This window comes from Flavobacterium sp. LMO6 (assembly GCF_009495795.1).
In the GTDB taxonomy this organism is placed as follows: domain Bacteria; phylum Bacteroidota; class Bacteroidia; order Flavobacteriales; family Flavobacteriaceae; genus Flavobacterium.
In genome coordinates, this window is sequence record NZ_WIBH01000012.1 from 1 (window position 1) to 12,595 (window position 12,595).

The 12,595-nt window shown below is 32.5% G+C and carries 9 protein-coding genes and 3 tRNA genes; 6 read left to right on the plus strand and 6 right to left on the minus strand.

Annotated elements, in window-relative coordinates:
- Window positions 1-74: 74 nt before the first annotated feature.
- The 4 genes from GFJ99_RS11515 to GFJ99_RS11530 form a co-directional block, all read right to left on the minus strand.
- A complete protein-coding gene (locus GFJ99_RS11515) occupies window positions 75-440 on the minus strand; it encodes a DUF1304 domain-containing protein (protein WP_153208938.1) in 366 nt (121 codons plus the stop codon).
- Entirely contained in the window at window positions 437-619 is a 183-nt protein-coding gene (locus GFJ99_RS11520) for a hypothetical protein (protein ID WP_153208940.1), read from the minus strand. Before GFJ99_RS11520 ends, GFJ99_RS11515 begins: the two co-directional genes overlap by 4 nt.
- A gap of 46 nt (window positions 620-665) precedes the next feature.
- On the minus strand, window positions 666-2,033 hold the full coding sequence (rimK, locus tag GFJ99_RS11525) for a 30S ribosomal protein S6--L-glutamate ligase (protein WP_153208942.1): 1,368 nt from the start codon (window positions 2,031-2,033) through the stop codon (window positions 666-668).
- A gap of 80 nt (window positions 2,034-2,113) precedes the next feature.
- On the minus strand, window positions 2,114-4,663 hold the full coding sequence (locus tag GFJ99_RS11530; RefSeq protein ID WP_153208945.1) for an ATP-dependent Clp protease ATP-binding subunit: 2,550 nt from the start codon (window positions 4,661-4,663) through the stop codon (window positions 2,114-2,116).
- A 254-nt stretch (window positions 4,664-4,917) separates the two neighbouring features.
- Between GFJ99_RS11530 and gyrA the strand changes: the two genes are divergently transcribed.
- Together gyrA and GFJ99_RS11540 are read left to right on the plus strand one after the other, a co-directional pair.
- The gene (gene gyrA, locus GFJ99_RS11535; protein ID WP_153208947.1) at window positions 4,918-7,473 is read left to right on the plus strand and encodes a DNA gyrase subunit A; all 2,556 of its coding nucleotides are present in this window, start codon (window positions 4,918-4,920) and stop codon (window positions 7,471-7,473) included.
- 57 nt (window positions 7,474-7,530) lie between these two features.
- Window positions 7,531-8,637, plus strand: a complete 1,107-nt coding sequence (locus tag GFJ99_RS11540) for a hypothetical protein (protein ID WP_153208949.1) — start codon at window positions 7,531-7,533, stop codon at window positions 8,635-8,637.
- Between the two features lie 31 nt (window positions 8,638-8,668).
- Here the strand turns inward: GFJ99_RS11540 and GFJ99_RS11545 are convergent, their stop codons facing one another.
- Together GFJ99_RS11545 and GFJ99_RS11550 are read right to left on the minus strand one after the other, a co-directional pair.
- Window positions 8,669-9,430 (minus strand): C40 family peptidase, encoded by a 762-nt coding sequence (locus GFJ99_RS11545; protein WP_153208950.1) that lies wholly within the window; start codon window positions 9,428-9,430, stop codon window positions 8,669-8,671.
- An 86-nt stretch (window positions 9,431-9,516) separates the two neighbouring features.
- A complete protein-coding gene (locus GFJ99_RS11550; RefSeq protein ID WP_153208952.1) occupies window positions 9,517-10,695 on the minus strand; it encodes an acetyl-CoA C-acyltransferase in 1,179 nt (392 codons plus the stop codon).
- Between the two features lie 324 nt (window positions 10,696-11,019).
- On the opposite strand from GFJ99_RS11550, the gene GFJ99_RS11555 reads away from it, so the two are divergent.
- From GFJ99_RS11555 to GFJ99_RS11570, 4 genes are all read left to right on the plus strand, one after another.
- Window positions 11,020-11,103, plus strand: a tRNA-Ser gene (locus GFJ99_RS11555).
- Between the two features lie 14 nt (window positions 11,104-11,117).
- Window positions 11,118-11,192: transfer RNA gene (locus GFJ99_RS11560), tRNA-Pro, on the plus strand.
- A gap of 14 nt (window positions 11,193-11,206) precedes the next feature.
- Window positions 11,207-11,280, plus strand: a tRNA-Arg gene (locus GFJ99_RS11565).
- Between the two features lie 107 nt (window positions 11,281-11,387).
- Window positions 11,388-12,590, plus strand: a complete 1,203-nt coding sequence (locus tag GFJ99_RS11570) for a site-specific integrase (protein WP_153208954.1) — start codon at window positions 11,388-11,390, stop codon at window positions 12,588-12,590.
- Window positions 12,591-12,595 lie beyond the last annotated feature (5 nt).

Here is a 12,595-nt window from a genome sequence, read left to right on the forward strand (position 1 = left end):
TCTACTCCTTAAATTATTGCAATTATTATTTAAAGGAACTTTTTCAGTGCCCTCAGTTGTACTTGAGCATTTTTTTATGTAAATAAAACAATTATGATTCCTAAAATGGCAGGCAAGGCCTGTACATAAAATATTTTTTTTGATTTTGTAGAATACCATCCATAAATTCCAGCGACTGTTACACAACACATAAAGAATAAAGCGATATGGTTGCTCCAATTTTTATCAGAAATAAATAACGACCACAACAGTCCTGCCGCTAAAAATCCGTTATATAAACCTTGATTTGCTGCTAAAACTTTTGTTTTTTCAAATAAATCTTCTGGTAAACTTCTAAATACTTTTTTTGCTTTTGTTGTCCATGCAAACATTTCAAGCCACAAAAAATAGAGATGTAGTAGGGCTATAATTATAATTAATATTTGGAAAACTATTTTCATTTATCCTTTTTAAGTAAAACAATTATTAATGAAATAATTGCAATTGCCTCGGCAATCATTCCAATTATCAACATAAAATTAGCTCCAGGCCAATGCATGAGTTTAAATAGAGCTCCAATTATTGTAATCGCCATTCCTAAAAGAAATAAAACAAACGGAACTGTATATTGTTTTTTCATAATCTATCTAATTTTGAACACTGAACACTGAACACTGAACACTGAACTATTTCCACTTAAAGTTTTTCTCAATTGCTTTTATCATTTCGCCAGCAATGTCTTTTTGAGTCGCTCCTTCAATTCCTTCTAAACCAGGAGACGAATTTACTTCTAATAATAAAGGCCCTTTAGAAGATCGAATAATATCTACTCCTGCAACTTTTAAGTTCATGGCTTTAGCCGCTTTAATTGCGATTTTCTTTTCCTCTGCAGTTATTTTTACAACAGAAGCAGTTCCGCCCATGTGAATATTTGCTCTAAATTCACCCGGAGCAGCTTCTCTTTGCATTGCAGCAACTACTTTTCCGTCTACTACAAAGAGTCTTAAATCTTTACCGTTTGCTTCTTTAATAAACTCTTGAACTAAAATGTTAGCATTTAAACTTTTAAACGCATTAATTACCGATTCAGCAGCCTTTTTAGTTTCTGCTAAAACAACACCTTTTCCTTGTGTTCCCTCTAATAATTTTACTATCAATGGCGAACCACCTACCATTTTAATTAAATCGTCTGTATCTAAAGGTGAATTTGCAAATCCAGTGGTAGGAATATCAACTCCGTTATTTAGTAATAATTGTAAAGAAAATAGCTTATCTCTGGATTGCGTAATAGCAGATGCGTTATTTAGAGCAAATACTTTTAAAGCTTCAAATTGTCTTGTTAAAGCACAACCATAATAGGTCATACTAGGGCGAATTCTTGGAATAACAGCATCAAAGTCATTAAGTACTTTTCCACCTCTGTAGTGAATTTCAGGAGTATCAGCATCTAATTTCATGTAGCAGTACTTTAAATTAAGGAAATGCATTTCATGACCTCTTAATTCGCCTGCTTCTAAAATTCTTTTGTTACTATATAATTCAGGATTACTTGCTAATAATCCAATTTTTAGCCCTTTTTTAGATTCATTTGTTGCGTAATAATATTCTTTAAGTTTTTCGGTAGTTGGTTGCCCTAATAAATATCTTTGTTCTGGATCAACTAAAACTCGTCCTGACATGGCTTCGCGCCCTAAAAGCATTCGAAAACCCATGGAATCTCTATTCGTTAAAGTAACTTCAATTTCCCATGTTTTTCCACCAATTTCTAATCTGGTTTTGATAACATAGCGTTGTTCTCTAAACCCACTTGAACTTTTTACGACTCTTTTATCTACTAAAGGAGCTTCACAATGAATAATTGCCTTTGCATTGTTTTGAATTGGATTGATGTCAAATTTGACCCAATTTTCACTGTCTTTTTCAAATGTAACAATATTAAGTGCATGAATTGCCGAAGTTTTAGCTCCAGAGTCTACACGTGCTTTAATTGTTGGAATACCCAAAGTAGGGAAGGAACACCATTCTTCACTACCTACAATAACTTTGTCTAACATTTTTAAACGAATAAATTAAGAATCTAATGTAATATATTTTTTAATATATTTTTAAAATTGTTTAAAATAAAAAAACCAAGCTATGAGCTTGGTTCTTCTAATTTTTTAATAACTATTTTGAGTTCTTGATTATCAGCATCTAAATCCATAAAAATTTGATCACCTTCATGAATTTTAGAAGTAATAATTTCTTCTGCTAATGCATCTTCAACATATTTTTGAATAGCTCTTTTTAACGGTCGAGCTCCAAATTGTTTATCAAAACCTTTTTCGGCAATATAATCTTTAGCAGCGTCAGAAAGTTTTAAGGTATAGCCTAATTCTTTTACTCTCAAATATAATTTATCTAATTCAATATCAATAATCTTATCAATATCATGTTTTTCAAGAGCATTAAATACAATTACATCGTCAATTCTATTTAAAAACTCAGGTGCAAATGCTTTCTTAAGCGCATTCTCTATAATTCCTTTAGAATTGTCTTCGGCTTGTGCTGTTTTTGAAGCTGTTCCAAACCCAACTCCTTGTCCAAAATCTTTTAATTGACGCGCTCCAACATTAGAAGTCATGATAATAATCGTATTTCTAAAATCAATTTTACGACCTAAACTATCTGTTAAATGTCCGTCATCTAAAACTTGAAGCATCATGTTAAATACATCTGGATGTGCTTTTTCAATCTCATCTAAAAGTACTACACAATAAGGTTTTCTTCTTACTTTTTCAGTTAATTGACCACCTTCTTCATATCCAACGTATCCCGGAGGCGCTCCAACTAAACGAGAAATGGCGAATTTTTCCATGTATTCACTCATATCGATTCGAACTAACGCATCTTCAGAATCAAACAATTCTTTAGCAATTACTTTTGCTAATTGTGTTTTTCCAACACCAGTTTGACCTAAGAAAATAAAGGAACCAATTGGTTTGTTAGGATCTTTTAAACCTGCACGATTTCTTTGTATTGATTTAGCAATTTTTAATACCGCCTCATCTTGTCCAATTACCTTACCTCTAATTAGTTCGGGTAAGTGAGCTAACTTATTGCTTTCAGTCTGAGCAATACGGTTTACTGGAATTCCGGTCATCATAGAAACTACATCGGCAACGTTATCTTCTGTAACGGTAACTTTGTTATTTTTAGAATCTTCTTCCCATTGTTCTTGTGCAATAGCTAAATCTTTTTCGATGCGTTTTTCATCATCTCTAAGTTTAGCTGCTTCTTCATATTTTTGTTTTTTAACAACTGTGTTTTTTAGTTCGCGTACTTCTTCTAACTGACGTTCTAATTCCAAAATTTGTTTCGGAACATCAATATTGATGATGTGAACACGAGAACCAGCTTCGTCTAACGCATCAATAGCTTTATCTGGAAGAAAACGATCGGTCATGTAACGATTTGTTAATTTAACACACGCTTCAATAGCTTCTGGTGTATAAATTACATTATGATGATCTTCGTATTTAGGCTTAATATTATTTAAAATGGTAATCGTTTCTTCAACAGATGTTGGCTCAACAATTACTTTTTGAAAACGTCTTTCCAGTGCACCATCTTTTTCAATATACTGACGATATTCGTCTAAAGTTGTTGCGCCCACACATTGAATTTCGCCTCTTGCTAAAGCCGGTTTAAACATGTTAGAAGCATCAAGTGAACCTGTTGCTCCACCTGCGCCAACAATAGTATGAATTTCATCGATAAACAAAATGATGTCATCGTTTTTTTCTAATTCATTCATAACCGCTTTCATTCTTTCTTCGAATTGACCACGGTATTTAGTTCCAGCTACTAAACTAGCTAAATCAAGTGTAACCACACGTTTATTGAATAAATTTCGAGACACTTTTTTCTTAATAATACGCAAAGCCAAGCCTTCTGCAATTGCAGATTTACCTACACCTGGCTCACCAATTAAAAGAGGATTGTTTTTCTTTCTACGGCTTAAAATTTGAGAAACACGCTCAATTTCTTTTTCACGTCCTACCACAGGATCTAATTTACCTTCTTCGGCCATTTCTGTTAAATCGCGTCCGAAATTATCTAAAACAGGGGTTTTTGACTTCTTATTGGTTTTATTTCCTGAAGGAGGGTTGTTAAATGCGCTTTCTTTTGAACTGTCATCTTGTCCTGAATCGTCATTAAACGACTCAGCTTTGGGCAAGTTTTCTAAATAATCGTCTTCGTTTGTCATCATGGCTGTATATTGTTCTTTAACGGTTTCATAATCTATTTTTAATTTACTCAACAACTTGGTTGTAGGATCGTTTTCATTGCGTAAAATACATAGCAATAAGTGAGCTGTACTGATTTCGGAATTATTAAAAAGTTTAGCTTCTAAAAAAGTGGTCTTTAAAGCCCGCTCGGCCTGACGTGTAAGATGTAAATTCTTCTTTTCAATATTTTGAATTCCATTAGGATTTGCAGGACTTAAAATCTCTACTTTTTTTCTTAAGTGAGATAAATCTACAGCTAAATTGTTTAAAATATTGATAGCCTTTCCATTACCATCTCTAAGTATACCTAGCATTAGGTGTTCAGTGCCTATAAAGTCATGACCTAATCGTAAAGCTTCTTCTTTACTGAAGGTTATAACGTCTCTAACTCTTGGTGAAAAATTATCGTCCATAGCAATTGTAATATAAGTAAAAGTACAAAATTCTATAAGGATATACAAAAATCATACCTTATAAAAGTACAGATATGCTAAATGACAAAAAATATTTGACAATAGAAAGAAAGTGCAATAGGATTTATAACCAATTTGTAAACAAAATTGTTAATAAATAGTCGAAATTAGTGTTTTAAAATTTGTCCTAAAAGTTCAAAAAGCCGTATATTGGCACGTTTTAGTACTAATAGATAATTTTAATATAAATACTTATGTCAGAAGGAGAAAAGTTAATTCCTATTAACATTGAGGAAGAAATGAAATCAGCTTACATCGATTATTCGATGTCTGTTATTGTGTCGCGTGCACTTCCTGATGTTAGAGATGGTTTAAAACCTGTTCACCGTAGAGTACTTTATGGAATGTATGATTTGGGAGTTAACTCAAGATCTGCCCACAAAAAATCGGCGAGAATTGTCGGAGAGGTTTTAGGAAAGTATCACCCACACGGAGATACCTCGGTTTACGACGCAATGGTACGTATGGCTCAAGAATGGAGTATGCGTTATTTATTGGTTGACGGACAAGGTAACTTTGGTTCAGTAGATGGTGATAGTCCGGCGGCAATGCGTTATACTGAAGCCAGAATGAAAAAGATTTCGGAAGAAATGTTGGCAGATATCGATAAAGAAACAGTGGATTTCCAATTGAACTTTGATGATACCTTACAAGAGCCAACAGTAATGCCAACTAAAGTTCCTACCTTATTAATTAATGGAGCTTCGGGTATTGCAGTAGGTATGGCTACAAACATGGCGCCTCACAACTTAACTGAAGTTGTTGATGGTATTTTGGCTTATATCGATAACAATGATATTGAAATTGATGAGTTAATAAATTATATAAAAGCTCCCGATTTTCCAACAGGAGGTATTATATATGGTTATGAAGGGGTAAGAGAAGCCTTCAAAACAGGTAGGGGTCGTATTGTTATGCGTGCTAAAGTTGGTTTTGAAGAAGTAAATGGAAAAGAAGCTATAATTGTTACCGAAATCCCTTATCAAGTGAATAAGGCAAATATGATTAAACATACTGCCGATTTAGTTAATGATAAGAAAATTGAAGGAATTTCTAATATTCGTGATGAATCGGATAGAAATGGAATGCGTGTTGTTTATGAATTAAAGCGTGATGCAGTTCCAAACGTAGTTTTAAACACTCTTTATAAATATACACAATTACAAGCGTCATTCAGTGTAAATAATATTGCATTAGTAAAAGGTCGTCCGCAAATGTTAAATCTAAAAGATTTGATTTATCATTTTGTTGAACACCGTCATGATGTTGTAGTTCGTAGAGCTCAATTTGATTTAAGAAAAGCAGAAGAAAGAGCTCACATTTTAGAAGGGTTAATTATTGCTTCTGATAATATTGATGAAGTTATCAAAATTATTAGAGCTTCTAAAGATGGAGATGAAGCTAGATCAAGTTTAATAGAACGTTTCAAATTATCGGAAATTCAAGCACGTGCAATCGTAGAAATGCGTTTAAGACAATTAACAGGTCTTGAGCAAGATAAATTACGCGCTGAATACGAAGAAATCATGAAATTGATTACGTATTTGAAAGAATTATTGGCAAGCAAAGAAATGAGAATGCAGGTAATTAAAGACGAATTAGCGGAAATCAGAGATAAATATGGAGATGAGCGTCGTTCACAAATTGAATATTCAGGTGGCGATGTTAGTATTGAAGATTTAATTGCAGATGAAAGTGTAGTAATTACTATTTCTCATGCAGGATATATCAAACGTACTTCATTATCAGAATACAAAACACAAAATAGAGGAGGAGTTGGACAAAAATCAGCTGGAACAAGAGATCAAGATTTCTTAGAGCATTTATTTGTGGCAACAAATCATCAATATTTAATGTATTTCACGCAAAAAGGTAAGTGTTACTGGATGCGTGTTTACGAAATTCCTGAAGGAACTAAAGCAAGTAAAGGTCGTGCTATTCAAAACTTAATCAACATAGAAAGTGATGATAAAGTAAAAGCATTTATCTGTACTCAAGACTTAAAAGACCAAGACTACATTAAGAGCCACAATTTAATTATGGTAACGAAACAAGGTCAGGTTAAGAAAACATCTTTAGAGAAATATTCTAAGCCTCGTGTAAACGGTGTTGCAGCTATTACAATTAAAGAAGGCGATGAATTATTAGGTGCAAAATTAACTAACGGTTCAAGTCAAGTATTAATTGCTGGAAAATCGGGTAAAATGGTTCGTTTTGAAGAAGAAAAAACGCGACCAATGGGTAGAACTGCATCAGGAGTTAGAGGAATTACATTAGCTGATGAGAATGATGAAGTAATTGGAATTGTGACAGTAAACAAAGAAGATGTGAACGAAACACAAATTTTAGTAGTTACTGAAAACGGTTACGGAAAACGTACTAAATTAGTTGAAGAAGATGGAGTAGATGTATACCGAATTACTAATCGTGGTGGAAAAGGTGTAAAAACATTAAACATTACTGAAAAAACGGGTGCTTTAATTGCCATCAACAATGTAACAGATGACGATGATTTAATGATTATTAATAAATCGGGGTTAACTATTAGAATGATGGTTTCTGATTTAAGAGTAATGGGTAGAGCAACTCAAGGTGTTAAATTGATTAACATTAAAGGTAACGATTCTATTGCAGCAGTTACAAAAGTACTTCGTGAAGAGGAAGAAATTGTTTTAGACGAAAATGGAGAAATTTCAGATGCTGAAACAAGCACAGACATTGATTCATCAGAAGAAGAAACACAAGAATAAAAAAGTATAAGGCCCAAATTTATTTTGGGCTTTTGTATAATTTAGAACTTTAGAACCATGAAAAAATTAGTATTAAGTGCAGCATTATTCTTATCGGTTGCAACATTTGCTCAAAAAGACGAGCTAAAAACATTAAAGAAAATTTATAGTAAGAATACAATTTCTGAAAAAGACTTACAAGAATATAAAACAGCAAGTGATGCTTTAGAATCATTAGCTTCAGAAGAATCTGATAAAGTATATGCTAAGTTTTATAAAGTAATGTATCCTACAGTTGTTTTAGCTTCTAAAGGAGAAAAAGCAACCATGCAAGATCAAATGAAATTATATAATCCAGAATTTATAAAAGATTATGGAGCTGTAATTAATGAAACTATTGATTTTGAGAAAAAATCAGGAAAAAAAGTGTATTCTGATGAATTAATTCAAGAAAAAGCAGAGTTCAAGAAAGGTTTGTCAGCATTAGCTATGAATTTAAATAATACTTCAAAATTTAAGGAATCATCTGCATTGTTTTACTCTTTGTATACTTTTGATCCGAAAGAAGAAGGTAAATCGTTAAAAAATGCAGCTATACTAGCAGTACAAAGTGAAGATTATAAACTATCTCAAAAAATGTATGAAGAATATGCTAATAGCGATTATTTAAATAATGGTTTTACCTACTATGCAACAAATAAAGCAAATGGTAAAGAGGACGAATTTGGTTCTAGAACAGAGAGATCTCAATTTATTACCTTAGGTTCTCATGAAAAACCAAGAGAAGTAAAAAATTCAACAAAAAAACATGAAATTTTAAAAGTCTTAGCATTACTTTACTCTCAAAATGCTGAGCTTGAAAAAGCAAAATCTACCTATGATGCAGCTAGAAAATTGGCTCCAAATGATGAGGATTTAAAAAAAGGTGAATTTCAAATTTACTACAACTCTGGTTATGCTTTATTAGCAGATGAAGAAAAAATTGTAAACGAAATTAATGCATCAAGAGATAATCCTAAAAAATACGATGAACTTGTAAACAAAAGAAAAGAAATGTTTGCGAAAGCATTACCTGATTTTGAAAAAGCTTATTCTATAGATTCAAGTAATGAGAATTTAAAAAGTATTTTGAAAATGTCTTATGATATTACAGGGCAACCTGAAAAAGCTAAAGCTATAAACTAAACAAAAAATCCCAATGAAAATTGGGATTTTTTTATATAATTTTTTTAATAACTCTAAGTTTATGAGTATGCTTATTGACTTCGGCATTGTAAATCCCTAGGTGATCTAATCGATCTATTCTAACTTTACCAGAAGCGTGTATGATGTAGTTGTTTTCCATCATAATACCTACATGGATAATGTTGCCTTCTTCATTGTCGAAAAACGCTAAATCTCCGGGTTCACTTTCTTCAATAAAACTCAATGCTTCACCTTGTGTTGCTTGCTGCGAAGCATCTCTAAGTAGCTTATAACCATTTAATTTATACACCATTTGGGTAAATCCAGAGCAATCAATCCCGAAAGGAGATTTTCCTCCCCACAAATAAGGTGTATTTAAATACATGAAAGCTGTTTTAATTAAATCAGATTTCGATTTTTCGCCACAAACTTTTAAACCTTCAAAACTGTATTTGTTGGTATTTATTTCTTCGTTATCTAAAAATGATAATGAAGCGCCCAATATTATAGAAGTCAATTGATTGTTTGGTGTAGTAATATATTCTACTAAATCGGCATTTAAAACAATTGGTAAACTAGATAAGATGTTATATTGTTCTTCATTTATAGCTTGATATTGTTTGGAATCGATCCAACCTATGTAACTATCAAATGCAAGTTCTACCTGCACCCATTTGGCTGTCATTTCAATAATTTTAAAGTGTTCGCCAAAGAGTAATTGCGAAACTTGTTCGCTTCTATCGCTGGCTTCGGCTCTAACGGGTACTATAGATAAATTACAAATTCCAAACATGTTGGTAAAAATAAAAAATGATGAATTAAGAATTTAATTACAAATGTAACTAAATTTCAAAATTCATCATTAGTAAAAGTTATAAATTATGCTCTTTCAATAACAATTGCCGAAGCACCACCACCACCATTACAAATAGCAGCTGCTCCAATTTTAGCATTATTTTGATTTAAAACATTAATTAAAGTAACAATAATTCTAGCTCCAGAACATCCTAGAGGGTGTCCTAATGAAACAGCTCCACCGTTTACATTAATTTTATCATTGTCTAATCCTAAGATTTGTGCATTAGCTAATCCAACCACAGCAAAAGCTTCATTGAATTCAAAGAAATCAACATCAGCAATCGTTAAACCAGCTTTGTCTAATGCTTTTGGTAATGCTTTTGCAGGTGCAGTTGTAAACCATTTTGGCTCTTGTGCAGCATCAGCATATGATTTAATATAAGCTAAAGGTGTTAATCCTAAAGATTGTGCTTTTTCTTCGCTCATTAAAACTAAAGCCGCGGCTCCGTCATTAATAGTGGAAGCGTTAGCAGCAGTAACGGTTCCTTCTTTTGTAAAAACCGCAGCTAATGAAGGAATTCTATCTAACTTAACATTAGTAAATTCTTCATCTTTAGAAACAACGATAGCATCACCTCTTCTTTGAGGAACTTCAACCGGAACAATTTCTGTATCAAACTTACCAGCTTCCCAAGCAGCTGCAGAACGCTCATACGATTGAATTGCGAAGTTATCTTGATCTTCTCTTGTAATGTTATATTCAGACGCACATAAGTCTGCACATACGCCCATAGCGTTATTATCGTATGCATCGGTAAGTCCGTCTTTTTGCATCCCGTCAATTAACGAAGTAGGTCCAAATTTAACACCGTTTCTTAAATGAACGTAATGCGGAATTAAACTCATGTTTTCCATACCACCTGCCACTACGATTTCAGCATCTCCGGCAATAATAGCTTGAGCGCCTTGCATAACAGCTTTCATACCACTAGCACAAACTTTATTTATAGTTGTACAAGCTACATTTTCAGATAAACCAGCATATAATGCAGCTTGTCTTGCAGGAGCTTGGCCGTTTCCAGCTTGAACTACATTTCCCATTAAAACTTCGTCAACTAATTTAGGGTCTAAATTGATTTTATTTAAAGCGCCTTTTATGGCAGCTGCACCTAACTTAGTAGCTGGTACACTAGATAAAGCTCCCATAAAACTTCCAATTGGAGTTCTTACGGCAGAAACGATAACTACTTTTTTGTTCATGATAGAAAGGTTTTTTATTTGAATTGCGAAATTACTATTTTTATTCTAATTTTAATAAAGAAAATATGATTATTCTATTGAAAAAAGCAAATGAAATTAATTATTAATAATTAAAATTGATTTCTGTGGTTTAGTGTATTAATTTTGGTTTTCATCTAAATTGAATTAATTTATAAAAATAATACTTTTGTTATTGTATTGAATATTAGAGCTTTTAAAATTTATATTAAAAAATTATTAAAAAAACTCTAATAATAGTTGTATATTAAGGAATGAAAACATACATTTGCAACCGCAAAAAAGATAAGTTCTTACAGAATAATAGGAGAGGTGCCGGAGTGGTAACGGAGCAGATTGCTAATCTGTCGACGGGTAACCGTCGCCAGGGTTCGAGTCCCTGTCTCTCCGCTTTTTTTTGTTTTCGGGGTGTAGCGTAGCCCGGTTATCGCGCCTGCTTTGGGAGCAGGAGGCCGCAGGTTCGAATCCTGCCACCCCGACGATAATAATTTTAGGTTGCGTAGCTCAGCTGGATAGAGCAACTCACTTCTAATGAGTAGGTCCCAGGTTCGAATCCTGGCGCGATCACAAATGGCAAAATTTTAATATTTTGCAATCACTAAGTAAGCACACAAACACTTGATAAATCAAGGCGTTGTGTGCTTTTTTGTTTAATTTTCAAACTTAGTGGTTTTATGATTTCAACTTCAAATCAAAGGATTTCTGACACGCTTTTTGACACGCTTAATTTTACCGTGTCAGTGAATTATTATTTTACTATTCGAAATTACACTAGCGCTTCTAGAATTTATCTAGTAGCTTCTGGTTATGATCAGAGAGAAAGAATATCTCTGAATCTTTCAATTCCATTAAAAACATGGGATAAAAAAAGACAACGTGCCAAAGAATTAAATCAAAATTTAATTCATACTAATTTGGTTATTGGACAAATGGAAACCAAAATTGAAAAAATCAAATTGAACTATCTTGCAAATGATATGATTCTAACTCCAGAACTTTTAGTCAAGGAATTGAAAGAAGACTTATCTAGGCTTAATTTTTTAGCATTTTTTAAACAAGGCTTAAAACATGAAGAAAAATTTCTAGAAAAAGGATCATTAAAAAGGCATCGTGCAGTTTATCATAAGTTATTGGAATACAAAGAATACATTCCATTTAATGAGATTGACCATAAGTTTTTTGATGATTTTAAATATTGGTGCAGAAAAAGAGGAAATGCTCACACAACAATTGCTTCAAATATAGCATCAATAAAAAAGTTTTTAAAAATGGCTATTAAAGATGGTATTAAATTAAAAATCGATTTAGAAGATGTAAGAGCCGGAAGTTCCAGAGGAAATAGAACTCCTTTAAGTTTAGAAGAAACCAAAAAGTTTATTCGTTATTACAATTCTGAATTTATTGATCAGACTGATAAATTAACTCTAGGTTATTTTTTATTCAGTTGCATGACAGGATTAAGAGTTTCTGATGTAGGAAACTTAGAACGTAAAAACATTTTGGATGAATACATTTCTTTTATCTCAAAAAAATCTAAGAAAGACCAATTAATAAACTTGAACAAGCTAGCTTGTGAAATAATTGAAGCTGAACCAAACTTATTCATTAAGAGAGTTGCAGAACAAACAATGAATAAAACTCTCAAGAAAATTGCTTTAAGCATGAAGATGAGAAAAAAAGTTACTTTTCATACATCGAGACATACTTTTGCAACCTTGTATTTAATTGCCGGTGGAAGAATAGAAAATTTAATGCAATTACTAGGCCACAAAAAAATTGAAACTACAATGATATATTCTCATATTGTAGCACTCGATGCAAATAAAGATGTTTACAAGCTTGATGAACTATTTAATAAAAAAAGCGGACAAGAATAGTCCGC